The sequence below is a fragment of the Microbacterium meiriae genome (assembly GCF_040685015.1).
Taxonomy (GTDB): Bacteria; Actinomycetota; Actinomycetes; order Actinomycetales; family Microbacteriaceae; genus Microbacterium; species Microbacterium meiriae.
In genome coordinates, this window is record NZ_JBFBHD010000001.1 from 576712 (window position 1) to 601453 (window position 24742).

At 70.8% G+C, this 24742-nt stretch carries 19 protein-coding genes, 1 tRNA gene and 1 pseudogene; 8 read left to right on the forward strand and 13 right to left on the reverse strand.

The annotated features are described in order from the left end of the window. Positions 1-24 precede the first annotated feature (24 nt). Positions 25-1224, forward strand: coding sequence for a zinc metallochaperone AztD (gene aztD, locus AB0N68_RS03005; protein ID WP_292796141.1), 1200 nt, complete (start codon positions 25-27; stop codon positions 1222-1224). A gap of 89 nt (positions 1225-1313) precedes the next feature. Here the strand turns inward: aztD and AB0N68_RS03010 are convergent, their stop codons facing one another. The 3 genes from AB0N68_RS03010 to AB0N68_RS03020 are packed head-to-tail and all read right to left on the reverse strand — an operon-like array spanning position 1314 to position 4568. Beyond that, entirely contained in the window at positions 1314-1934 is a 621-nt protein-coding gene (locus AB0N68_RS03010) for an NADPH-dependent F420 reductase (RefSeq protein WP_187662390.1), read from the reverse strand. Continuing rightward, positions 1931-3151 (reverse strand): FAD-dependent monooxygenase, encoded by a 1221-nt coding sequence (locus AB0N68_RS03015; protein ID WP_187662391.1) that lies wholly within the window; start codon positions 3149-3151, stop codon positions 1931-1933. The genes AB0N68_RS03010 and AB0N68_RS03015 overlap by 4 nt, the downstream gene beginning before the upstream one ends. Positions 3152-3191: 40 nt before the next feature. Next, the gene (locus AB0N68_RS03020) at positions 3192-4568 is read right to left on the reverse strand and encodes an MFS transporter (RefSeq protein ID WP_187662392.1); all 1377 of its coding nucleotides are present in this window, start codon (positions 4566-4568) and stop codon (positions 3192-3194) included. A 147-nt stretch (positions 4569-4715) separates the two neighbouring features. Between AB0N68_RS03020 and AB0N68_RS03025 the strand changes: the two genes are divergently transcribed. Continuing rightward, the gene (locus AB0N68_RS03025) at positions 4716-5648 is read left to right on the forward strand and encodes a LysR family transcriptional regulator (protein WP_259954035.1); all 933 of its coding nucleotides are present in this window, start codon (positions 4716-4718) and stop codon (positions 5646-5648) included. On the opposite strand, the gene AB0N68_RS03030 is transcribed toward AB0N68_RS03025, so the two are convergent. The 3 genes and pseudogenes from AB0N68_RS03030 to AB0N68_RS03040 form a co-directional block, all read right to left on the reverse strand. After that, positions 5612-8395 carry a hypothetical protein gene (locus AB0N68_RS03030; RefSeq protein WP_292796136.1) on the reverse strand — a complete coding sequence of 928 codons (2784 nt, stop codon included), beginning with the start codon at positions 8393-8395 and terminating at the stop codon, positions 5612-5614. The two genes, AB0N68_RS03025 and AB0N68_RS03030, sit on opposite strands and share 37 nt — an antisense overlap. A 628-nt stretch (positions 8396-9023) precedes the next feature. After that, positions 9024-9563 (reverse strand): annotated as a pseudogene (locus AB0N68_RS16810) (ATP-binding cassette domain-containing protein); the annotation flags it as partial. Then, positions 9560-10606 carry an NAD(P)-dependent alcohol dehydrogenase gene (locus tag AB0N68_RS03040; RefSeq protein ID WP_280568842.1) on the reverse strand — a complete coding sequence of 349 codons (1047 nt, stop codon included), beginning with the start codon at positions 10604-10606 and terminating at the stop codon, positions 9560-9562. The pseudogene AB0N68_RS16810 and the gene AB0N68_RS03040, both read right to left, overlap by 4 nt. A 146-nt stretch (positions 10607-10752) precedes the next feature. Between AB0N68_RS03040 and AB0N68_RS03045 the strand changes: the two genes are divergently transcribed. Next, positions 10753-11685: a sugar-binding transcriptional regulator gene (locus AB0N68_RS03045; RefSeq protein WP_280568845.1), complete on the forward strand. Its 933-nt coding sequence runs from the start codon at positions 10753-10755 to the stop codon at positions 11683-11685. Between the two features lie 18 nt (positions 11686-11703). Here the strand turns inward: AB0N68_RS03045 and AB0N68_RS03050 are convergent, their stop codons facing one another. Both AB0N68_RS03050 and AB0N68_RS03055 read right to left on the reverse strand, forming a co-directional pair. After that, positions 11704-13152, reverse strand: coding sequence for a rhamnulokinase (locus tag AB0N68_RS03050; RefSeq protein ID WP_280568848.1), 1449 nt, complete (start codon positions 13150-13152; stop codon positions 11704-11706). A gap of 27 nt (positions 13153-13179) precedes the next feature. Next, positions 13180-13965: an SDR family NAD(P)-dependent oxidoreductase gene (locus tag AB0N68_RS03055; protein ID WP_363332093.1), complete on the reverse strand. Its 786-nt coding sequence runs from the start codon at positions 13963-13965 to the stop codon at positions 13180-13182. Between the two features lie 131 nt (positions 13966-14096). Between AB0N68_RS03055 and AB0N68_RS03060 the strand changes: the two genes are divergently transcribed. The 4 genes from AB0N68_RS03060 to AB0N68_RS03075 all read left to right on the forward strand — a co-directional run bounded on the left by AB0N68_RS03060 (position 14097) and on the right by AB0N68_RS03075 (position 19316). Next, positions 14097-14954 (forward strand): alpha/beta hydrolase fold domain-containing protein, encoded by an 858-nt coding sequence (locus AB0N68_RS03060; protein WP_280568855.1) that lies wholly within the window; start codon positions 14097-14099, stop codon positions 14952-14954. Positions 14955-14991: 37 nt separating this feature from the next. Continuing rightward, positions 14992-15753, forward strand: a complete 762-nt coding sequence (locus AB0N68_RS03065; RefSeq protein WP_268777637.1) for a DeoR/GlpR family DNA-binding transcription regulator — start codon at positions 14992-14994, stop codon at positions 15751-15753. A gap of 87 nt (positions 15754-15840) precedes the next feature. Then, positions 15841-17877 (forward strand): bifunctional aldolase/short-chain dehydrogenase, encoded by a 2037-nt coding sequence (locus tag AB0N68_RS03070; protein WP_280568858.1) that lies wholly within the window; start codon positions 15841-15843, stop codon positions 17875-17877. Then, entirely contained in the window at positions 17874-19316 is a 1443-nt protein-coding gene (locus tag AB0N68_RS03075) for a rhamnulokinase (protein WP_280568860.1), read from the forward strand. The genes AB0N68_RS03070 and AB0N68_RS03075 overlap by 4 nt, the downstream gene beginning before the upstream one ends. 7 nt (positions 19317-19323) lie before the next feature. On the opposite strand, the gene AB0N68_RS03080 is transcribed toward AB0N68_RS03075, so the two are convergent. The 4 genes from AB0N68_RS03080 to serS form a co-directional block, all read right to left on the reverse strand. Next, positions 19324-20583: an LCP family protein gene (locus AB0N68_RS03080; protein WP_280568863.1), complete on the reverse strand. Its 1260-nt coding sequence runs from the start codon at positions 20581-20583 to the stop codon at positions 19324-19326. A gap of 48 nt (positions 20584-20631) precedes the next feature. Continuing rightward, positions 20632-20716: transfer RNA gene (locus AB0N68_RS03085), tRNA-Ser, on the reverse strand. A 42-nt stretch (positions 20717-20758) separates the two neighbouring features. Next, a complete protein-coding gene (locus AB0N68_RS03090) occupies positions 20759-21580 on the reverse strand; it encodes an HAD family hydrolase (protein WP_280568865.1) in 822 nt (273 codons plus the stop codon). Next, complete coding sequence (serS, locus tag AB0N68_RS03095; RefSeq protein WP_280568867.1) at positions 21577-22881, reverse strand: serine--tRNA ligase; 1305 nt, start codon at positions 22879-22881, stop codon at positions 21577-21579. Before serS ends, AB0N68_RS03090 begins: the two co-directional genes overlap by 4 nt. Positions 22882-22938: 57 nt before the next feature. Between serS and AB0N68_RS03100 the strand changes: the two genes are divergently transcribed. Then, a complete protein-coding gene (locus AB0N68_RS03100) occupies positions 22939-23937 on the forward strand; it encodes a diacylglycerol/lipid kinase family protein (protein WP_187663227.1) in 999 nt (332 codons plus the stop codon). 15 nt (positions 23938-23952) lie between these two features. On the opposite strand, the gene AB0N68_RS03105 is transcribed toward AB0N68_RS03100, so the two are convergent. Further along, positions 23953-24699, reverse strand: a complete 747-nt coding sequence (locus tag AB0N68_RS03105; protein WP_259953627.1) for a hypothetical protein — start codon at positions 24697-24699, stop codon at positions 23953-23955. Positions 24700-24742: the final 43 nt, after the last annotated feature.

Here is a 24742-nt window from a genome sequence, read left to right on the forward strand (position 1 = left end):
ACCCTCACAAGAAAGAAGCACCGCATGAAGACACTCCCCCTGCGCCGGGCGCTGGCCGGGGCGGTCGCCCTCGGCGCCGCCGTGACGCTCGCCGCCTGCTCGACCAGCCCCGGGTCCGGCTCCGCCGGAAGCGATGCCCCGGAGTCGGACCCCGGCCCCCGGGTGGCCATCTCGTACGAGGGCGGCATCCTCGTCCTCGACGGGGAGACCCTCGACACCGTCGCCGACTTCGATTCGGAGCCGTTCACCCGCCTGAACCCGGCGGGCGACGGTCGCCACGTCATGGTGACGATGAGCGAGGGCTTCCAGGTACTCGACACCGGAGCCGGGTCGACCGATGACGCGGCGCTGACCGACACGGTGTTCGCGGCCGACACCCCCGGCCACGTGGTCCGTCACGGTGGCAAGACCATCCTCTACGCCGACGGCACGAGCGACACCACGATCTTCGACCCCGCCGCCCTCGGCGACGACGGCCTCCCGGAAGTGGAGACCATCGACGGCGTCGAGGCGCACCACGGCGTCTCGGTGCTGCTGGAGGACGGCACGTTCCTCACCACGGTGGGCGATGCGGACGGTCGCAGCGGCATCGTGGTGCGCGATGCGGAGGGCACGGAGATCGCGGCGTCCGATCAGTGCCCCGGCGTCCACGGCGAAGGCACGGCGTCCGACGAGGTCGTCGTCTTCGGCTGCGAGGACGGCGCGCTCGTCTACAAGGACGGCGAGATCACCAAGCTCGCCGCCCCGGACCAGCCGTACGGCCGCATGGGCAACGCCTACGTGAGCGAGACGAGCCCGATCGTGGTGGGCGACTACAAGAACGATCCTGACGCCGAGGGGTACCTGCTCGACGCCGTCACGCTCATCGACACCGCGGCGATGACGTCCGAGGTCGTGTCCCTGCCGGAGGGAGCGGAGTACACCTTCCGCGACGTCGTGCGGGGGCCGGACGACCTGGCCTACATCCTCGGCGCCGACGGTGCCATCCATGTGCTCGACCCCGAGACCGGGGAGATCACCGACTCCTACCCCGTCATCGAGGCGTGGGAAGGGCCGGCCGAGTGGCAGGACCCGCACCCCGCCATCGTCGTCGCCGGTGACATCGCCTACGTGACCGAGCCCGCCGCGGACAGCGTGCACGCGGTGAACCTCACCACGGGCGAGGTGCTCGCGAGCACCGAGCTGGAGGTCACCCCGAACGAGATCGCGCCGGCGGCCGGCTGAGCCTCGGCGCTGCGGGTCCGTCCCGTTCCGGGGCGGACCCGCAGCATCGTGTCCCGTGCACGTTCCCGGCACGACCAGACGCGGAACCCTCAGGGCAGCAGGGTGAATCCCGACTCGTAGCTCGTGGCGCCGAGCGCGGCGAGGACGATCTGGAGGAACCCCATCGCCTCGAGCTCCCGAGCACGGGACAACGGACCGACGTCGACGGCGCGGAGCCCCGCATCCTCGATCAGCGACGCGACGGCGATCTTCGCCTCCGCGTAGTCACCGGCGAAGAGGACCGTCGTCCGCGTGGTGCCGTTGGTGCCGGTGACCAGGGTGTCGCCGAGGTTGACGTTGAACGCCTTGACGACCGCTGCCCCCTCGGGGAGCATCCGCGCGAGTTCCGCGGCGCTCGACGAATCGGACGGGACGGTCAGTTCGTCGTAGGTCGTGAAGTCGATGGGGTTGCTGATATCGATCACGACCTTGTCGCGCAGGCGCTCGCGATAGTGGTCGAGGATGCTCGGGTACGCCGCAGAGGGGACTGCGAGCACCACCAGGTCGCCCGTGAGGTCGTCGCCGAGCGCGGCATACGTGACGTCGGGGCGGTCGCCGGAGGAACTGGCGGTGCTCCGACGGACGATCTGGATACCCGCGCCGGCGCGCGCGGCGACGTCCGCGATCGCAGCGCTCATCCTCCCGCTGCCGATGATGCTGATCGAGGTCATGCGTACTGCTCCTTCCGGAAGCGGGCCAGCGCCCTCTCGGCGACCTTCCTCGCGTCGTAGTCGAAGACCGCGCTCCGGCGAAAGTCGCGCCCGACGCGCAGGTCGGTGTCGCGCTTCCGCCGGTCCGCGAACTCGTGCTGCGCGTCGAACATCCACCCCGCCCGCCGTGAGCCGTGCTGCAGGATCGCGGTCCGCTGCATGCGGACCGAGGTGTAGCGCCGGAACGCCTCCGGGATGTCGGCGACCGTGTCGGCGGCCTTCAGGAACACGGCGAGCGCCATGCTGTCCTCGATCGCCTGGTTCACGCCCTGGCCCTGGTGCGGCAGCATCGTGTGTGCGGCGTCGCCGAGCAGGGTCACCGCTCCGTGGGACCAGTTGCGGAGCGGCTCGTGGTCGAAGAGACCCCACCAGAACGTCTTCTCGATCGCTCCCAGGAAGCGCTGGAGCCGGGTGTCCCACATCTCGCCGGCGAACTCGGCGCGGAGCTCGCTCACGTCGGCGGGGCCCGACCAGGGGCCGTGGAGCGGGCGGTCGCTGGGCACCCCGGCGACGAAGTTGAACAGGGTGCGCTGTTGCAGCGGGTAGCACATGAAGTGCCGCTGATCCCCCATCCACACCTGGCTGATCCGCGGCCAGTCCGCGGGCAGGTGGGAGGCGTCGACGACGCCCCGGTAGACGATGTAGCCGGAGTACACGGGCTCCGGATCGGGCACGATGCTGCGGCGCACCACGGAGTGGATGCCGTCCGCCCCGATGACCGCGTCGAAGAGGTCGGTCACCCCGTTCTCGAAGGTGACGCGGACGCCGGACTCCTCCGTGCGCAGGGAGGCCAGGCGGTGCCCGAGGCGGATGCTCTCCCCGTCGACCTCGCGCGCCAGGACCTCGATGAGATCCGGGCGGTACATCCCGATGTTCCGGTACTGCTTCGCGGAGTCCTCCCACGCCGCGTCGGTGACGAGCGCCCCACTCGCATCCAGGTAGACGCCGTGCCCGTCGGGGGTCGCCCCGGCCCGTCGCACCTGGTCGAGCACACCGAGGGCGTCCAGCACGCGCTGCGCGTTCGGGGCGACGGTCACGCCTGCTCCCACCTCGCCGAGCGCCGTCGCCTGCTCGAACACGGTGACCTGGACACCGGCGATCCGGGTGAGGGCGATCGCGGCCGTGAGCCCGCCCATCCCCCCGCCGATCACGGCGATCCTCGTCCTGCTGTCTACCATTGCCTCTCCTTCATCGAATGACGCACGAACAGGCGTCCTCTCACTTCGCGGCCAGCGCGGGCGCAGCCGGGCGCGACCGGAACATCGTGGCTCCCGTGGCCTGCTCGGCCTCGTGGTCCGGTCCCAGCGGAATCCCCGATCGATCCCGCAGACACAGCGTCGCGATGCCGCCGAGGAGCGAGGCCACCAGGAGGTAGGCCGACACGGCCACGGTCGTACCGGTCCTGTCGAGCAGCAACTGGGCGATCATCGGTGCGAACGCACCACCCAGCACCGCGCCGATCGCGTAGGTGATCGAGACGCCCGAGAAGCGGATCGAGGCGGGGAAGATCTCGGAGTACCAGGCGGCCAGCGGTCCGTAGGTGAGGCCCAGTCCGGTCGAGATGAGGACGAGCGCGGTGTACAGCCCCGGGAGACCTCCGTGGTCGACGAGCCAGAACACGGGGAAGACGACGAGAGCCTGCAGGGCGAAACCGATCAGGAAGGTGCTCCGCCGCCCGATCACGTCGGAGAGGTACCCGGCGAGGAGCGTCGAGAAGAACCAGACGACGGCGGCCACCGACGCGGCGACGAGCACCGCCGTGGTGTCGAGGCTCTGCACGTTGATCGCATAGCTGTTGAGGAAGCCACCCGTCGTCATGTACCCGAGCGTGCCGTTGCCCGCGAACACGAGGGCGGCCAGGAGCACCAGATACCAGTGGCGCCGGAACAGGGTCACGATCGGCGCCTGGGACTGCCGTCCGCGGCGTGCGATCTCCGCGAAGACGGGGCTCTCCGACACGGAGCGCCGGATGACGAACCCGACGGCGATGAGCACGACGCTCACCAGGAACGGCACGCGCCAGCCCCACTCCAGGTACGCGGCACCCGGGGTGATGACGCCGGTCATGAGGGCCGTCACTCCGGAGGCGAGGAGGAAGCCGAGGGGCACCCCGAGCTGGGGCCACGACCCCGCGCGCCCTCGACGGTCGGCCGGGGCATGCTCGACGGCCATCAGCACCGCGCCTCCCCACTCACCGCCGGCCGAGAGACCCTGGAGGATCCGGAGCAGCAGGAGGAGGATCGGCGCGGCGATCCCGATCTGGGCGTACGTCGGCAACAGACCGATGAGGGTGGTGGCCGCTCCCATCAGCACGAGGGTGAGGACGAGCATCGTGCGCCGCCCCAGGACGTCGCCGAAGTGCCCGGCCAGGAAGGCGCCGAGCGGACGGAAGAGGAAGGAGATGCCGACCGTGGCGAAGGAGAGCAGCAGGCCGATCTCCTTGCCGGCGGGTTGGAAGAAGAGCTGTGCGAAGACGAGCCCGGCGCTCGTCGCGTAGATGAAGAAGTCGTACCACTCGATGGTCGTGCCGATGATCGTCGCGAAGGCGATGCGGCGCTGCGAGCTGGCGTTGCCTGATGCGGAAGAGGAGGTCATGGTCGTCCCTAACGTCGTTGTCCCCCTCGCGAGCGAGGGGACCGGGATGTGTCGCTCTCATCGTGAGGGCGGGGGACTCTGTACGTAAATCGCACTTCTTCGTGGTTATAGTTCAGGTGAGCGGAAGAAGAATCGAGGGGGGCCGTCATGTCCGACGTGAGCATGAGGCAGCTCGAGCTGTTCGCCGCCCTGCCCAACTTCCCGACCCTCAGCGCCGCGGCAGCTCATCTGCACATCTCGGAATCGGCGCTGTCCCAGGCGGTGACGAGCCTGGAGCGGGCGGTCGGCGCCCAGCTCTGCGTGCGACGGAAGGCACGCGGCCTCACTCTGACGCCGACCGGTCAGCAGTTCGCCAAGCAGGCCCGTCGGATCGTCGCGGATGCTCAGGAGCTCGTCCTCGACGCGCGCCGCGGCACCGAGCTACGAGGCCCGGTCACGCTCGGGTGCTACGCCAGCTTCGCGACCAGCGTGGTTCCGGAGCTGCTCGAAGGCTTCCCGAAGCGCCATCCGGGCGTGCAGCTCGAGATCATGATCGGCACGAACGAGGAACTCCTCGCGGCACTCGACGCGGGAGACCTCGATGTGGCGCTCGTGTACAACGTGTCCCTGCCCGCCGGATACCGTCGTCGGCGGATCTATGCCACCGAGCTCGAGGTCCACCTGCCGCCCGCGCACCCGCTGGCCGATGCGGCGACCCTGGACCTGCCGGACCTCGCCGACGAGCCCTACATCCAGTACGACGCCAGCCCGGGGACGCGCAACGTCATCGATGCCTTCACCGCGCGCGGACTCGAGCCCCGGATCGAGGCCCGCGTCAGCCAGCTCGCCCTCGTCGAAGCCCTCGTGGGCCGAGGCCTGGGCTACGGCCTCCTCATGTCCCGCCCCAACACCCTGCCCGTGAGCAGCGAGGGACGCCCGGTCGTGATCCGCCCCCTGGACCCCCCGGTGACGGTCTCCCACGTCGTGGGGATCTGGCCGGCGGACATGACCCTGACGTCGCGTGCCGATGCCCTCCTCGACTTCGCGGTGGAGAAGCTCGGCGACTACGGACGCGCGGACGTGCGGACACCGGTTCCCTGATCCGTTCCTCGCCGTCGGCGACGGCGGGTCGCGATCAGCACGGCCCCGAGGAGCACGAGCAGACCACCGGCGCCTGCCGTCACGGCCGTCGCCGGCGCGAGCCCTGTCGTGGCCAGGTCGGAGGCCGCCCCGCCTTCCGACCCGGTCGCCGGGCCGGGGCCTCCGTCCGTTCCGGGATCCGGGTTCTCCGGTTCCGGTTCGGGCTCGGGCCCCGGGTCGTAGACGTTCGTGACCGTGCACACGGTGTCCACCCCGGCCGTGACCTCGACGACATCGCCCTCCAGCGCTCCCCCGGTGCACGCCCAGCCGTCGCTGCGGTAGTCCGCTGTGGGCGCCCCCGCGACCGCCCGCTCCGAGAGCCGGAACGCACCGGCGCCGAGCGGAGCGAGGGTCACCGCGGTCTCTCCGGACGCCCCCTCGATGCGCGGACGCGGGAACTGCCCGCCGCCGATGGCGCGCAGGGTCCAGTCCGTGGCGTCGGCGGGCCCGGTCGGCGCCCCGGGGCCGACCCCGACGATGGCCTTCCGAAGCGTCAGGGTTCCGCCGACGAACGTGTTGGTCGCGGTGCAGATCGCGTCCTCCCCGAACCCCAGCCTCGCCGTGGTCCCGTCCCAGGCGGTGCCCGTGCAGGACCACTCGGCCTCGTAGCCGCTCGGGCCGTCCTCGGAGAAGATGTAGTCGCCCGGCGGAAGCCGCATGTCGGTGACGAACTCCGAGCCGCTGGGACCGGAGAGAGCCGCATTGCCCGGACCGCGGGCCTTCAGCTCGAAGTCCGCAGGCACGGCTCGGCCGCGCTCGCCGTTCACCACCTGCTTGACCAGCGTGAGGCTGGGCGTGATCGATGCGTTGGTGAGGATGCACACCACGTCCTTGGACGGAGGAACCTGGACGACGTCCCCGGACACGGACCCGCCCGAGCAGTTCCACCCGAGAGGGTCGTAGCCGGATGGGCCTCCCGTCTCGCCGAGGGTCCACGCGCCGGGGGCGACCGCCGCCTGCGTGACAGCCGGGGAGTTGGCGGGTCCCGACACCGTGGCGGCGCCGTCGGTCGCGGTCAGCGTCCAGGCCGAGGGCAGGGCCGGAGTGCCGAAGGCGGAGGCGACCTGCTTGCGCAGCGTCAGGGTCGACTCGGTCCATCGATTCGTGACGGTGCAGATCACACTCTCCAACGGCACGACCTCCACGGTGTCGCCCGTGCCGACCGGAGTGCCCTCGTCATCGACGCACGACCAGCCCTCGCTCGTATAGGAGCCCGCCTCCGGAGCGGTACTGGCCTCCGACAGGGTGAAGGTCCCCGGTGCCACCGCCGCGAAGCTGACCTTGCCCGAGCCGGAGGCGCCGCTGATGACGGTGTCGGCCGATCTCGCGGTGAGCTCCCAGCCCTGCGCGGTGAGCGGGCCGCCGCCCGCGTTCACGACGTTCTTCACCAGGGTGAGCTGGCCGACCTCGAGGGTGTTCGTGACCGTGCATGTCACGTCCGCTCCGGCGCCGACGGTCACGGTGTCGGTCGCCAGGGCGCCGCCCGTGCACGACCACGGGCCGGCCGCATACCCGGCGGGGCCATCCGCCTCGGCGAGCGCGTAGTCGCCGACCGGCACCGGGACGCGGGAGACGGCAGCGGATCCGGAGGCACCGGTGACCGTTTCCGGTCCTGCAGCCGTCAGGGTCCAGTCGGACGGCGGTTGGTCGCTGCCCACCACGTTCTTGACGAGGGTGAGCCAGCCGCCCGCGAAGGTGTTGGTGATGCGGCAGGTGATGTCGGAGCTTTCGCGCACGAAGAGGAGGCCGCCGTCGATGCCGCCGTCGCTCGTGGCGTCGACGCAGGTCCACGCGCCTCCGCTGTATCCGGCAGGGCCGCTCTCGGCGAGCGTGTAGGCGCCGGGGTCGATGGAGGCGTGGTCGACGGCGTCCGAGCCGGAGGGACCGGAGATCCGCTCGGGTCCGCTCGCGCTCAGCACGAAGTCCGACGGGGCGGCCAACGGGTATCCGGTGGCCGCCGGGTCGACGACCTCCTTGACGAGCGTCAGGTGGGGCAGATCCCCGGTGTTCGTGATCTGACAGGTCACCGCACCGCCGAGCGTCATCTCGAACTGGTCTCCGGTCACGGGGACCTCGGCGACCTCTCCGGTCGTCAGATCCCGCCGCTCGCACGTCCACGGCCCCGGCACGTAGCTCCCCGGTCCGCCGAACTCGCTCAACGTGTAGACGCCGATCCGGGCGGGCTGGTTCTGCACTTCGGCCGAGCCTCCCACCCCCTCGATGGTCGACGGTCCCTGGGCCCGCAGCGTCCACTCCGACGGGGCCGCGCCGCCGCCCTGCACGTTCTTGACGAGCGTGAGTCTGCCCTGGATGGCGTTGTTCTGCACCGTGCACGTCATCGACTGGTTCGCGGTGATCGTGATCGTGCGTTCCGGCTCCGTCGTCATGTCGCCGTCGCAGTTCCAGGCGAAGAAGGCGTAACCGGCCACGCCGCCGGTCTCGAAGATGCGGTAGGTGCCCGGCGGGACGAGGCGCGACTGCATGCCGTTGAGGCCGTCGCCGGTGAAGGTCTCCCCCGTGGCCACGTTGACGGCGTGCATCGTCCACAGGGTCCGATCCCCCAGACTGGCCCCCGTGTCGAGGTTCTCGATCGCCTTGAAGAGCGAGAGCCGGGCAGTGGGCTCGGCCGCGACGGCGGGGAGTGCGCCGCCGAAACCGACCACGGCGGCCAGCAGCACGCCCAGAACGCCGAATCGGACTCTTCTCATGATCGAACGGCCCCCGCCTCGGGTGCGGATCCCACCCCGCGACGGAGAACATGCTCAACCGCGGCAGCGTCGCATTGGCGAGGATGTCCATGCTGAGGACGGCTCCTGCCCCCTTGCGGTCCTCGGGGACGAGGGCCATGCCCGCCGTGATCGCGTCGGCCGGCCGCCCGCGGCGCACGGGACGCCCACCGACCGCGGCCTCGCCGCCCGTGGACGGCCGCACACCGAAGAGGGCCTCGATGAGCTCGGTGCGCCCGGCCCCGACGAGACCGGCGAGCCCGACGATCTCGCCCCGACGGACCTGCAGGTCGACGGGTCGCGGCGCAGGAGCATACGAGAGGCCGCGGACGGACAGCGCCACATCGTCCGCCGCCGGTGCAGGATCAGGGAAGAGGTCCTCCAGCTCGCGGCCGATCATCGCGGTCACGATGTCGTCGTCGCTCAGCGCGCTCAGCGGCTCGTCCGCGACGAGGCCGCCGTCGCGGAGCACGACCACCCGATCGGCGATCGCCCGGATCTCCTCCATCTTGTGGGTCGTGAAGAGGATCGCGACCCCGCGATCCCGGAGCATCCGCATGTTCTCGAGGAGGCGGGCGACCTCACGCTCGGCGATCGCGCTCGTCGGCTCGTCCAGGAGCAGCACCCGCGCTCCGGTGCTGGTCGCCTTCACGATCTCGACGATCTGCCGCAGACCGACCGGAAGCGATCCCATACGCACGGTGGGGTCGATGTCCACGCCGAACTCGGCGAGCATCTCCTTGGCTTCCCGCGCCATGCGCCGGCGGTCCAGGAAGCCGGAACGATGACGCCGCTCCCGTCCGACGAAGATGTTCTCGTACACGGTCGTGTCGAGGATCGATGCGAGCTCCTGCGGGACGATCGCCACTCCCCGCTGGTGAGCGTCCCGCGCCGACCCGGAGGCGAGCACCTCGCCCCGCACCAGCACCTCTCCGGAGTCGGCCTTCATCTGGCCGGACGCGATCTTCATCAGCGTCGACTTGCCCGCGCCGTTCTCGCCGGCGAGCGCGGTGATCGTGCCGGGCACGAGGCGCAGGCCCACGCCCTTCAGCACCGGCACACCGCCGAACGCCTTGCGGATGTCGACGCACGCCAGCATCTCCGGCTCTTCCGGCAGCGCGGAGTCCACGGCCGGGGAGAGCGACGTCATGACTCCCTCGCGATCGCGTGGTCCGGGCGGACGATGCTCTTCAAGGTGGACGGACGCGCGGCGGACTCCAGCGCCTCCCGCACCTCGTCGAGGCCGAAGGAGCCCGTGACCAGGGCGTCGAGATCGACCGCCCCGGAGGCGACCAGCTCGATCGCGAGCGGCCAGGTGTTGGCGTAGCGGAAGACGCCCGTGACGACGAGTTCACGGTTCTGGATCACGGAGACGGGGAGCGCGATCTCGTCCGCGCCCATCCCGACGAGAACGGCCACGCCCCCGGGCTTCAGGGCGGCGATGCCCTGCTTCACCGCCACGGGCGAGCCCGAGGCGTCGACGAACGCGTCGAAGCCGGACCCCAAGGGGCCGACCGCCGGGTCCACCGCCTGCGTCGCGCCGAATCGCAGGGCCACGTCGCGACGCTCCGGCATCAGGTCGCTCACCACGATCGTCGTGGCCCCGAAGGCACGGGCGGCCTGCGCCGTGACGATGCCGATCGGCCCTGCTCCCGTGATGAGCAGCCGACTCCCTGGACGCACGCCGGCCTTCTGCACGGCCGCGATGGCGACGGACAGCGGCTCCATGAGGGCGGCCGCTTCGTCGCTGATGGCGTCGGGAACGGCGTAGGCGAAGTCCTGGGGGACCGCGACGAACTCGGCGAAGGCCCCGTCGATCGGGGGCGTGGCGAAGAACGCGATGTCCGGGCAGAGGTTGTAGCGCCCGCTGCGGCAGTACTCGCATCGGCGACACGGCCGCTGCGGCTCGACCGACACGCGCTCCCCCACCCGAGCCGGATCGACGTCCGCACCGACGGCGACGATGACGCCGCCGGCCTCATGGCCCAGGACCAGAGGCGCGTCGACCACGAAGTCGCCGATCCGACCTTCGTGGAAGTAATGCACGTCGGAACCGCACACCCCGACCGCGTGTACCTGGACGATCACCTCGTCGGGTGCCGCGGCGGGAACGGGCCGGGTCTCGTTCGCGAGTTCGCCGGCGCGCACCAGGACGTTCGCGCGCATGGTGGACGGCAGGGCAGTGCGCTTCATCGGGCTCCTCCGAGGGGCTGTCGTTCGTGCCCGACCGACATTAGCCACCCGTGACGGATGAGACAACCAGGCGCTCATATGAGCGTTCGGAAAGACGGCGCGCTAGGGTGGGGAGCACACGGTCCGACACGAGACGAAGAGGCGCGATGGGTCCCGACGAGTTGGTGCGGATCTCGCACGTCGCACGCAGGCACTACCTGGACGGCAAGACCAAGATCGAGATCGCCGACGAGCTCGGGGTCTCGCGCTTCAAGATCGCCCGGATGCTCGAAGACGCCCTCGCGCAGGGGCTGGTGAAGATCACCATCGAAGCTCCGGCGTCCCTCGACCTGGACCTGTCGATGCAGCTGCGGGCCCGCTTCGGCCTGACCCGAGCCCTCGCCGTGATCACCCCCGGCGCGACTCCCGACCTCATCCAGGACCGGCTCGGTCGCGCCGCGGCCGAGCTGCTGAGCGAGATCGTGACGGATGGCGACGTCCTCGGGCTCACGGCGGGTCGTACGCTGACCGCGATGGCCGGCCATCTCCGCACGCTGGCGACGTGCGAGGTGGTGCAGCTCGCCGGTGTCGCCGCCCCCACTCCCGAGAACGGCGTGGAGGTGATCCGCCAGGTCAGCAGGGTCTCCGGGGGCCGTTCCCGCGCGATCTTCGCCCCGCTGCTCGTGGAGTCGGCCGCCACCGCGTCCGCACTCCGGCGCGAGCCCGGGATCCTGGAGACCTTCCGGCGGTTCGACTCCGTCACCAAGGCCGTCGTGGCGATCGGCTCCTGGAATCCGCCGGACTCCCAGCTCTACGACAACGCCGGTCGCGCCGGGGTCCTCGACGAGCTGCTCGCCCTGGGGGTGAAGGCCGAGATCTGCGCGACGCTGATCGACGAGGACGGGGCGCCGGTGGGATCCGTGGCCGAGCGCGCGCTCGCCGTGTCGACCGAGCAGCTGCGCCGGATCCCGGAGGTCATCGCCGTGGCGGGTGGCCCGTCGAAGACCGGCGCGGTCGCGGCGGCACTGCGTTCCGGGATCGTCGATTCGCTGGTCACGGATGCGGCGCTCGCCCGGCGCCTGCTCGACGCGCCCGCGTGACGGACGACACCCTGGCGCTCAGCTCACGACAGGTTCGTAGCGCCGCACCGCCGTCGATGCCCTGACGATCCGTCGCAGGTCACCGAGACTCCCGCGGACGGCGCCGTGAGCGCGCGCCTGGACGAGGATGCTGCCCATGGAGGTCGCCTCCGACGGCCCCGTCTCCACGGCGCGGCCCGACCTGTTCGCCACCGCCTGTGCGAGGATCGCCGACGCCGAACCACCCCCGACCAGGTGGACCACCCGCACGTCGACCCCGGAGAGGGCAGCCGCCTCGTCGACCTGCCGGGCGACGAAGGCTCCGAGACTCTCGAGCACGAGGCGGACCACGTCGGCGCGATCGGACGGCATGGCGCCTCCGGCCTCCGCGACGAGCTCGGCGATGCGCGCGGTCATCTGCCCCGGCCGGAGCAGGCGCGGATCACCGGTGTCGATGACCACGGAGGGCTCGTCCCGTGCGGCCGCCCGATCGAAGAGCTCGTCGCGCACCGTCGTGCTGCGAGGACCCCAGTCGTCCAGACCCCATTCGCGCATGCACTCGTTCACGATCCAGAAGCCGGCGGCGATGCGGAGGAACCGAACGGTGCCGTCGACGCCGAGCTCATTGGTGAAACCGGCGAGCCGCGCGCGCTCCGAGGTGATGAGGTGATCCACCTCGACGCCGGTCAGGATCCAGGTGCCGCAGGAGACGAAGGCGAAGTGCTCGTCGACGGCGGGAACGGCGACCACCGCGCTCGCCGTGTCGTGGGAGGCGACAGCGGTGACGGCCGTGCGGTCGCCGTCGCCGAGGATCCCCCGCTCGACCCGACCGATGATCGTGCCGGGAGAGACCACCTCCGGGAAGATCCGCGTCGGCACCCCGAGGGCCGCGATCCGATCGTGGTCCCAGCCCTGCCCCCGAGGACGCGCGAGTCCGGTCGTGGAGACGTTGGTCGCCTCCGCCACCTGCGCACCACCGAGCCAGTGCGACAGCAGATCGGGCATCAGCAGCAGGCGGTCGACGCCGTCGAGGCGGCCGGCCTCCCTGTCGGCCATGAGCTGGTAGACGGTCATGATCGGGAGCGCCGTGACTCCCGTCGCCCGGAACGCGTCGGCGGCGGGAAGGACGGCGTCGACGAGCGGGAAGGTGCGGTCGGTCCGGGAGTCCCGCTGGTGGAACGGTGCTTCGACGAGGCCCCCGTAGGCGACCAGCCCGTAATCGCCGGACCAGGTGTCGACCGCGACGCTGGAGAACGCCTCGCCTCGACGGCGGAGGATCCTCAGGCCGGAGACCGCATCGCGGTACAGCTTCTCGGCGTCCCACCGTAGGCCCAGCTCATCACTGAACGCCCGGTTCCGGAAGCGGTGCACCCCCTCGATGTGCAGACGACCCCGGTCGAGCACCGCACCGACCACACGGCCGCTGGAGCCACCGAGGTCGATGGCGGCAGCACGGAAGGTCTCCGAGCCGGGGGGCGGGACGGGCATGCCCCTCAGCCTAGGGTTCCCTCGTCGTCACACGCTGGTGTATCCGCCGTCGATGAGGATGCTCTGGCCCAGAACGTAGCGGGAGCGCTCGCTGGCGAGGTAGACGAGGAGATCGCCGAGTTCCTCCGGCTCCCCCATGCGGCCCGCGGGGATGCGGCGCACCCAGTCCTCGGCCATCTCCGGATACTCCGCGACGAAGTCCCGCGTCATGTCGCTCGCGAAGTAGCCGGGGGCGATGGCATTGACACGGATCCCGTGGGGATGCCATTCGATGGCCGCGCTCTTGGTGAGCATCGAGACCGCCGCCTTGGAGGCGTTGTAGGCGGCCTGGGTCTGCGGGATGTTCACGGCGAAGGCCGACATGGACGAGACGTTGACGATGCTCGCCGGGTTTCCCCGCCCGGCATCGACGTGCCGTCGGGCGAACTCCCGGCTGACGACGAACATGCCCGTTACGTTCACGTCGAAGAGCCGCCGCCAGTCCTCCGTCGAGGTCTCCAGCAGCGGCGTCCCGAGCGTGATCCCGGCGCTGTTGACGAGGATGTCCGGCACCCCGATCTCCCGAGCCACGGTGTCCAGTCCGCTTCTCACGGAGTCCTCCGACGTCACGTCGACCTCGACGCCGAGGCACGGGCGCCCTGCGCGGGCCGCGAGGTCGTGGGCAGCCTCCTGCACGGTGTCGAGGCGATCGAACAGGGCGACGCGGGCGCCGGCGTCCGCCAAGGCCTCGGCCATCGCGTATCCGAGGCCCCGGGCTCCCCCGGTGACGACGGCGGTCCGGGCGAGCAGGGGTTCGGGGGTGAATGCAGACATGGAGCAGAGCATATCCCGGCCCGCTCACTTCGGAACACTGCCCGCTCAGATGAGCGTCTAATGCCTACGGCGCCTCCGCGGCGGGGCTCGTCCTGCGTCGGCAGGGCGTGCCGGATCGATAGATTCCCCTCATGACCCTCCGCGCAGCGCCGACCGTGACCGACCATGTCCTCACCGGCCCGCACGGTCCCCTCCGCGTGCGCGGCTACCGTCCCGCCGAGCCGCGCGGACCAGGGCTGGTGTGGGCGCACGGGGGCGGCTTCGCCGGTGGCGACCTGGACATGCCGGAGGCGCACGCCGTCGCCTCCGCTCTCGCCGCAGCCGGCATCGCGGTGGTGAGCGTCGACTACCGCCTCGCCCCGATGACGGAGGCCTGGGCCGTGCGACTCGATGCGGCGCCACGACGCGGTGTCCACTTCCCGGTGCCCCACGATGAGGTGACGGCCGCGTTCCGGTGGGCCGTCGCGTCGGGCCTCGCCACCGGCGGGTGGGCGATCGGCGGCGCCAGTGCCGGAGCGAACCTCGCCGCCGGCGCCGCCCTGCGCCTCAGTCGCGGGACTGGCCCTCGGCCAACCCTCGCCGTGCTGGCGTACCCGACACTGCATGCCGTTCAGGATGCCCCCGGCCCCGAGCTGCGCGCGCTGCTGGACGCCGATCCGGCGGCAGACGTGTTCCGTCCGGATTTCGTCCTCGACATGTACGAGAACTACATCGGTGGCCCGGTGAGCGCGGCGGACGTTCATGCGATCCCCGGCGCCGCGACAGCCGACGATCTGAGGGACTTCCCCGCCACGATCATCGTGAACAGCGAGACCGACGAGCTGCGGATGTCCGGCGAGGCGTTCGGTCGGACGCTGGCCACGGTGGGCATAGAGGTCGCCGTGCACACCGAACCGGGCACCACCCACGGCCACCTCAACCGGCCCGCAGAGGCCACTTTCGCCGCGACGATCGCCCGTTTCACATCCCGCATCCTCCCGCCCCGGTAGCGCCGGGGTCATACCGGTCACCGGATAGATTCCTCCCATGACCCTTTCCGGAAACCTCGACGCCCAACGACGTCGCGACAGCCTCGTCGCGCTCGCCAACGAGCCGGGAGGGGTGTCGATCGACGCAGCGGCCACCCTGTTCGAGGTCTCGTCCATGACGATCCGGCGGGACCTGCTGGAGCTGGAGACCGAAGGGCGCGTGCGCCGGGTGCGCGGCGGCGCGACGGCGGCGTCGCGGGCCCGACCGTTCGATGCCCGTCGAGCGCAGCGGGCGCGCGCCAAGCGCATCATCGCCGACAAGGCCCTTCCGCTGATCCCGCCGTCGGGGACCCTCGCGCTGGATGCCTCGACCACGATCAGCACCCTCGCCTCACTCATCGGTCCGCGGAACGACCTCACCGTCCACACGAATGCGGTCGAGACGTTCCAGATCCTGCAGCCGCTCGAGGGGGTGACCGCCGTGCTGTCCGGCGGCACGGCCGAGCCGACGACGGGGAGCCTCACCGGCCCGATCGCCGTCCGCAGTCTGGGGTCGGTGTACTACGACACGTTCTTCGCTTCCGCCGACGCCCTGGACCCCGAGGACGGCTCGTCCGAGGTGTCGCTGGAGGAAGCGGAAGTGAAGCGGGTCCTCGCCGCGAACGCGACGACGACGGTGCTGTGCATCGACTCGAGCAAGCTCGATCGCCGCTCGGTGGCCCGCGCCCTGACCCGAGAGGACATCAGCGTGCTGATCACCGAACTCGACCCGGCGGATGAGCGTCTCCGCCCCTTCCGCAACGAGGTCGAGCTCCGGTGACCCCTTGGCGCGACGTTCACATCATGTTATCTTTCACATGATCGAACAGCGCAGCCCGCGCTCGACATGGCTCGCCCAGGAGAATCAATGACGAACCCCACCGCCGCCGAACTACTCGCGCGGAGCAACCGCCTGGGCGCCGACCCCAAGAACACGAACTACGCCGGCGGCAACACGTCCGCCAAGGGCACCGAGATCGACCCCGTGACCGGGCAGCCGGTCGAGCTCCTCTGGGTCAAGGGGTCGGGCGGGGACCTCGGCACGCTGACCGAGAACGGCCTGGCCGTCCTCCGCCTCGATCGCATGCGCGCGCTCGTCGACGTCTATCCGGGCGTCGAGCGGGAGGACGAGATGGTCGCCGCCTTCGACTACTGCCTCCACGGCAAGGGCGGCGCCGCCCCCTCGATCGACACCGCGATGCACGGCCTGGTCGACGCCCCGCACGTGGACCACCTCCATCCCGACTCGGGCATCGCGATCGCCACCGCCGCCGACGGCGAGGAGCTCACGAGAGCGATCTTCGGCGACCGGGTCGTCTGGGTGCCGTGGCGCCGCCCGGGCTTCCAGCTGGGGCTGGACATCGCGGAGATCAAGGCGGCGAACCCGCAGGCCATCGGCACGATCCTCGGCGGACACGGCATCACCGCCTGGGGCGATTCCTCCGAGGAGGCGGAGGCGAACTCCCTCTGGATCATCGACACCGCCGCCGCCTACATCGCGGAGCACGGGTCCCCCGAACCGTTCGGCGGCACGCGCTCGGGCTTCGGGGCCCTGCCGGAGCCGGAGCGCCGCGCGCGGGCGGCCGCCCTCGCCGGAACCATCCGCGGGCTCGCGTCGACGGACAAGCCGATGGTCGGTCACTTCACCGACAGCGACGTGGTCCTCGACTTCCTCGCCTCCGAGAAGGCCCCGGCCCTCGCCGCCCTCGGCACGAGCTGCCCCGATCACTTCCTGCGCACCAAGGTCAAGCCGCTCCTCCTCGACCTCCCTGTCACGGCGACCGTGGAGGAGCAGACCGCACGGCTACGGGAGCTCCACGCCGCCTACCGCGCCGACTACCAGGCCTACTACGACGCCCACGCCACGGCCGAGTCGCCGGCGATCCGCGGCGCGGATCCGCTGATCGTCCTCGTGCCCGGCGTCGGTATGTTCTCGTACGGAGCGAACAAGCAGACCGCGCGGGTCGCCGGCGAGTTCTACGTGAACGCCATCAACGTGATGCGCGGTGCCGAGGCGCTGTCCACGTACTCCCCCATCTCCGACGCCGAGAAGTTCCGCATCGAGTACTGGGCACTGGAGGAGGCGAAGCTGCAGCGCATGCCGAAGCCGAAGTCCCACCAGGGCCGCATCGCCCTCGTCACCGGTGCCGCGAGCGGGATCGGCAAGGCCATCGCGACCCGCCTCGCCGCGGAGGGCGCCTGCGTGGTCGTCGCCGACCTGGACCTGGACAAGGCCAGGGCCGCGGCCGCCGAGCTCGGGAACGACGACGTGGCGATCGGCGTGGCCGCGAACGTCGCCGACGCCGATGCGGTGCAGGCCGCGATCGACCAGGCGGTGCTCGCGTTCGGCGGCATCGACCTCGTGGTGAACAACGCCGGCCTGTCGCTGTCGAAGCCTCTGCTGGAGACGACCGAGAAGGACTGGGATCTCCAGCACGACGTGATGGCGAAGGGCTCGTTCCTCGTCTCGAAGACCGCCGCGCGCGTGCTCATCGACCAGGGACTCGGCGGCGACATCATCTACATCTCCTCCAAGAACTCCGTCTTCGCCGGCCCGAACAACATCGCGTACTCGGCGACGAAGGCCGACCAGGCGCACCAGGTGCGGCTGCTCGCCGTGGAGCTCGGCGCGCACGGCATCCGGGTCAACGGCATCAACCCCGACGGCGTGGTCCGCGGGTCCGGGATCTTCGCCTCCGGCTGGGGAGCGAACCGGGCGGCCACGTACGGCGTCAAGGAAGAGGACCTCGGCCAGTTCTACGCCGACCGCACGATCCTCAAGCGCGAAGTCGTGCCGGAGAACGTCGCGGACGCCGTCTATGTGCTGACCGGCCCGGAGCTGAGCCGCACCACCGGTCTGCACATCCCCGTCGACTCCGGCGTCGCCGCGGCGTTCCTGCGATGACCGACGACCGCTCGCCCGCGACCGTACGGCACGTCCGTGCGGTCGCGGCGGTGGATCTCGGCGCCACGAGCGGTCGGGTGATGATCGGCCGAGTGGGACCGGGTGTCCTGGAGCTCGAGCCCGTGTCGCGGTTCCCGAACGGACCGGTGACCCGCGCCGACGGTCTGCACTGGGACTTCGACGCCCTCGTCGCCCATGTCCTCGACGGCCTCGCGGAAGCGGTGCGCCGAGAACCGAACATCGAGTCCATCGGGATCGACTCGTGGGCGGTCGACTACGGCCTCCTGCGTGCCGGTGAGCTGCTCGCCGAGCCGTTCCACTACCGCGACGACCGCACCGCCGGCGGCGTGGACGAGGTCCACGCCCTGGTCCCGTTCGAGGAGCTCCACGCCCGCAACGGCCTGCAGTTCCTCCCGTTCAACACGCTCTACCAGCTCCGGGCGGACGAGCTCCGGCACGACGCCGACACCGCGCTCCTCATCCCGGACCTCCTCGCCTTCCTCCTCACCGGTGCCCGCGTCGCCGAACGGACCAACGCCTCGACGACAGGCCTGCTGGACGTGGAGTCCGGCACCTGGGATGTGGCCCTCGCGACCCGTCTCGGGATCGACGCCTCCCTCCTCGCGGACCTCGTCGATCCCGGCACGGTCATCGGCCGGCTGCGCCCGGAGGTGGCGGAGCGCATCGGCGCCGATCTGCCGGTGATCGCGGTCGGTTCGCACGACACCGCGTCGGCGGTGGCCGCCGTTCCGATGACGTCGCCCCGCGCCGCGTACATCTCCTGCGGCACCTGGGGGCTGGTCGGTGTGGAACAGGCTCAGCCGATCCTCACGGACGCGGCCAGGGAAGCGAACTTCACCAACGAACGCGGTGTGGACGATCGGTTCCGCGTCCTCCACAACGTGACCGGTCTCTGGCTCCTCAGCGAGACCGTGCGCGCGTGGGAGAGCGAAGACGGCAAGGCCATCGACCTGTCCGGGCTTCTCGACCAGGCGGCCGCCACGGCACCGCCCTCCGCCGTGTTCGACGCGAACGACCCCTCGCTGTCGGCCCCCCGGGACATGCCGACGCGTATCGCTGGCCTCCTGCACGCACACGGTGCCGTCGCGCCCACCGATCGTCCGGCGTTCGTGCGGCTCGTCGTGGAGAGCATCGCCGCCGCGTTCGCCGACGCGGTCCGCACGGCGGGCCGGCTCTCCGGACAGCCTCTCGACGTCGTCCACCTCGTCGGCGGCGGGTCTCTCAACCGGCTGCTGTGTCAGGCGACGGCGGACCGCACCGGGCTTCCCGTCCTGGCAGGGCCTGTCGAGGCGACCGCCCTCGGCAACGTCCTCGTCCAGGCGCGGGCTCTGGGCGCGGCGCCGGCCGAGCTCTCGGAGCTTCGCGCCCTCGTCGCCGCGACGCATCCGCCGGCGGCCTATCGCCCGCGGAGCTCCTGAGCCCCGCTCAGCGCACGTTGCCGTTCGAGCACGTCTGCTGCGCGGCGGAGTTGCCCTTGATGGAATCGGGAAGCGCCACGACGTCCGGAGCCGTCGTGGGGGTCGGCGTCGCCCCCTGTGTCGGCGTGGTGGGCTCCGCGGGCTCGGTCGGAGTCGTCGGTTCCTCCACGACGACGCCATCGTTGCTGGTGTTCTCGTGCGTGATCTGCAACTGGGCGTTGGCCTCGATCGCGTCCCAGAGGGCGGCGGCGGCCTCCTCGTTCGGCACGACCTTGTTCGGGTCGTCCCAGTCCTCCAGGGTCGGATACTGCACGAACACGATGTCCTCGAACGGCACCGACTTCACGGCCAGCGCGATCTGCACGATCATCATCGGGTCGGCGAGCGACGTGCTCGTCTCCAGGTTCTGGATGCCGGTGTTGGCGAGCTTCAGCATGACCGGCACGTTGCCCAGCACCTCGCCGCTGATGAGCTTGCGGGCGAGACTGGACATGTACTGCTGCTGGTTGCCGATGCGGCCCAGGTCGCTGCCGTCGCCGACGCCGTGCCGGGTGCGGAGGAACTGCAGAGCCTCGAGGCCCTGCACGGTGTGCGTGCCGGCCGCCATGTCCAGACCTGTGTAGCGGTCCCGGATCGGGTTCGCGAGGCAGACGTCGACCCCGCCGATCGCGTTGGTGATCTCGATGACACCACCGAACGTCACGGAGGCGGCGAACTGCACCTCCTGGTCCGTGAGCGCCGAGATCGTACGGACGACGCAGTTCAGCCCGCCGTCGGTGTACGCGACGTTGAGCGGCTGCTTGCTCATCGCGGCCGTGGCGTTGCCGTCCTCGTCCTCGCACGACGGGATCGGGATCATGAGGTCACGCGGGAAGCTGACGACGGTGATCCGCCGCGGCTCCTCGGACACGTGCACGAGCAGGTTCACGTCGTTGAGCGTGCCCTCGGCGTCGCCGCCGGTGCACCGGTCGCCGAAGTACTGCTTGTAGTCGTCCTCGCAGGTGTCGACTCCGGCGAGGACGAGGTTGAACCCACCCTTGTAGGCCCCGATGTCCGGCGGCAGGTCTTCCTGCCCGTCGAGATCGACGGCGTTCGCGGAGACGGTGCTGGAGAAGTCGAGGTAGAAGTAGGCCGCGACGCCGATGCCGCTGACGAGCACCACCGCCATGCTGATCGCGAGAAGCCGGAGGAGCTGGCTGACGGGACCGGGCGAGCGCAGCTGACCATGTCGCGCGACGGTGCGGCGGCGTCGGGTGTTCTCGCTCACTCGGGCCCTTTCGGATTCAGCGACGGCGGGGGTACCGCGCTCAGGAAGCGGAGGGTGTGGGATTCGAACCCACGAGACATCTCTGCCCACTGGTTTTCAAGACCAGCTCCATCGGCCGCTCGGACAACCCTCCCGACAGAAACTTCTGTCGACCAGGCGCGAGTCTAGCCGAGTTCTATTCTCCGGCGTCGACCTGGGCGGGCGCTGGAAGCGTGTTCAGGGCGGCGGCGAGCCCTCCCCGCTCGACGTCGGCGGTGATCTCCCCCGCGGCGTCCTTCACCTCGACCGGCGCCTGTCCCATGGCCACCGCGCGTCCGCCGCCGCTGCGGGCCCAGCCGAACATGCCGATGTCGTTGCGTCCGTCCCCGGCGACGAGCACCCGCGCAGCGTCGAGACCGAGTTCGTCCCGCACACGCTCCAGGGCCGTGCCCTTGTCGACGCCCTGCGGAGCGATGTCCAGCCAGGCCGTCCACCCGATCGCATAGGAGACCTCGTTGAGGCCGGCGTCGGCGACGAGCCGATGGAAGTCGTCCTCGTCGTGTCCGGGCGAGACGACGACGATCCGGGAGACGGGAAGGGCTCCGAGCTCCTCGAAGTCGACCTGGCGTCCGCCGTCGAGAGTCCAGTCGTCGAGCTGCTCGGTGAACAGGCGCTGGCCGGAGCCGAGCTCGACCATGTACCGGGCGTCCGGAAGCCGATCCCGCAACAGGGTCAGCACGGGTGTCGGGTCGAAGGTCTCGACGTGCCAGCGCTCCCAGTCATCCCCGTCTCGGCGCATCGTCACGGCACCGTTGGAACACACCACGTAGTCGGCGGTGAGGCCGAGCTCCTCCACATAGCGGCGGGTCGCCATCCAGCTGCGGCCGGTGGCGATGGTGACCACGTGCCCCGCTTCGCGGACTCGGGTGATGGCCTCGGGCACCCCGGGGCTCATCGTCTCGTCCTGGAGGAGGATGGTCCCGTCGACGTCGAGGCCGACCAGCCAGGGCGCCGTCACCGGGTGCCCTGCTCGTCGGCGAGCGGGCGGATCACCTCGAGTCCGCCGAGGTAGGGGCGCAGGACCTCGGGGACCCGTACCGAGCCGTCCGCCTGCTGATGCGTCTCGAGCAGGGCGACGATCCAGCGCGTGGTCGCGAGCGTGCCGTTGAGGGTCGCGACATGCTGGGTCTTCGGCGCCGTGCCGCCCTCCTCCGCCGCCGGGCGGTATCGCACGTCGAGACGACGCGCCTGGAAGGTCGTGCAGTTCGACGTGGAGGTCAGCTCGCGGAACGCTCCCTGGGTGGGGACCCATGCCTCGATGTCGTACTTGCGGGCTGCACTGGACCCGAGGTCACCTGCCGCCACATCGATCACCCGGTACGCGAGACCGAGCGAGGTCAGCATCTCCTCCTGGAGAGCGACGAGGCGCAGGTGCTCGGCCTCCGCGTCCTCGGCCGTGGTGTAGACGAACATCTCCAGCTTGTTGAACTGGTGCACGCGGATGATTCCGCGGGTGTCCTTGCCGTGCGAGCCGGCCTCACGGCGGTAGCAGGTCGACCATCCGGCGTAACGGAGCGCACCAGGTGCCAGATCGACGATCTCGTCCTTGTGGTAGCCGGCGAGGGCGACCTCGCTCGTGCCGACCAGGTAGAGGTCGTCGTCCTTGTCGAGGTGGTAGACCTCATCGGCGTGCTCGCCGAGGAAGCCGGTGCCCTGCATGATCTCGGGGCGCACGAGGGTGGGCGTGATGAGCGGGACGAAGCCGTTCTGCAGCGCCTTGTCGAGAGCGAGGTTCATGAGCGCGATCTCGAGCCGGGCGCCGATCCCGCGGAGGAAGTAGAAGCGCGCTCCGGAGACCTTGGCCCCGCGCTCCATGTCGATGGCGCCGAGCATCTCACCGAGCTCGAGGTGGTCGCGCGGCTCGAAGTCGAACGCGGGGACCTCGCCCACGCGGCGCAATTCGACGAAGTCCTCCTCACCGCCGGCGGGGACACCGTCGATGACGACGTTCTCGATCCGCGCCAGTGCCGTGGCCGCGGCCTCGGCCGCCTCGTTCGCCGCGTGCTGCGCCTGCTTGACCCGGTCGGCGAGGTCCTTGGCCTGCGCGACCAGGGCGGCCTTCTCCTCCTTGGGTGCCTTCGCGACCTGCTTGCCGAACGCGTTCTGCTCGGCGCGCAGCTCCTCGAATGCGGCGAGCGCGGCGCGGCGCGATCGGTCGGCCTCGAGTGCGACGTCGACGGTGCTCTGGTCGTTGCCACGGGCAGCCTGCGAACGGCGGACGATCTCCGGGTTGTCGCGGAGGAGTGCGAGGTCGATCATCCCGCAAGTCTACGAGGTGCGAGGGGAGGGCCCGGGCGGGCGGTCTAGAGTAGCGCCATGACCACGAGTCCCCCCGTCCTGAAGCAGGCGGCGCTCGTGTACAACCCGGTGAAAGTGGACGGGAAGCGCCTGCGCGCTCAGGTCCGCGACCTCTCCCGCGAAGCGGGGTGGGATCACCCCGCTTTCTATCCGACGACCATCGAGGACGCGGGGCAGGGGGCGACGGCGGAAGCGCTCGCACGCGGGGTGGACGTCGTGCTCGTGGCCGGCGGCGACGGCACGGTGCGGGCGGTCGCCGAAGCCATCGCCCGCACGGGTGTCCCACTCGCGATCCTCCCGAGCGGCACCGGGAATCTCCTCGCGCGGAACCTCGGCCTCCCGCTGACCGACCCTGCGGAGATGATCCGCGCCGCGCTGGGCGACTTCCACCATCCGATCGACATCGGGTGGGCACGGATGACCAGGGAGGACGGCAGCGAGGAGGAGCACGCCTTCGTCGTGCTCGCCGGCATCGGTCTCGACGCCGACATGATCGCCAACACCCGAGCCGACCTGAAGAAGTCCGTCGGCTGGATCGCGTACGTCGACGGCGCGGCCCGGTCCCTTCCGCGCGCGAAGCCCTTCCGCGCCGTGTACCAGATCGGCACGGGACGCCTGCACTCCACGAAGGTGCACAGCATCCTGTTCGCGAACTGCGGCACCCTCCCCGCGGGCATCTCCCTCATCCCGGACGCCTCCATCACGGATGCCACCCTCGACGTCGCGGTCATCCAGCCCACCGGCGTGCTCGGCTGGCTGGGCGTCTGGCGGAAGATCTGGTGGGACAACTCCGTGCTGCGCCGCTTCCGCGCCGGACGCTTCGTGCTCGATCGCCGCGGCACGGACGCGTCCGTCCACTACTTCCGCGGCGCCCGCGCCGAGGCCGCCGCACCCGGCCCCACGCCGATCGAGCTCGACGGCGACGAGTTCGGGGAGGCCGTGCACGTCACCTGCCGGGCGGACCCCGGTGCGCTCCTGCTGGCGCTGCCCACCGGGCACCCGGTGCACATCCTCTGACCAGGGGCTGCGGACTCAGCGCACCTCGACCGTGCCGTCGAGGCCGCCGCCGACGAGCGTCAGCTGGAACGGACCGTCGTCGTCGACGTCATCCTCGGGGAATTCGACCACCGTGGCCCGGGGCGCCATGTCCATGGTGCAGACCTGGTTCTCGTCGGTGACGAAGGTCACGGTCCCCGTGGATCCGTCGGCCTCGGCGGATTCGACGACCGGAGCACAGCTGGAGGACCCCCAGGTCAACAGGACGAGCCCGCCGTCGTCGAACCAGCCGGCCGACGGCTGGTACTCGGTCGCCGAGCCCGGCGTCGCGGTGGCCTCGGGGTCGGCATCGACATCGATCTCGTCGAGCAGGTCGCCGTAGGTCACCACGAGGGTGATGTCCTTCGTCGGGTCCACGCCCTCGGGCAGAGCGCCGACGCTCGCCCGCGGCGCGAGGTCCGCCGTGCACGCCTGCTCCGTCGCGCCATCGCCTTCCGGTTCGACGAGGGTGACCGAGACCCGCTGCCCCTCGGCGGTGATCTCGTCGACCTGAGGCAGGCACGTCGAGGATCCCCAGCTCACGACGGCGAACATCCGCCCGTCGTCGAGGAGCGTCGCGTCCATGTCGTCCTGCTCGTCGCTGCTCCCGGCGTTCCCGGGGCCGCTGGAGGGATCCGACGTGGTGTGCGGTGCGGTGCCGCCCGGGCCGACCGTGCAGCCGGCGAGGACGAGGGCCGCGGCGAGCGCGGAGGACACGGCGATCACGAGCCTGCGGGGAGTCATGCCCTCAGGGTAGCGGCGGGTTCCTCCACCCGAAACGGGGGTT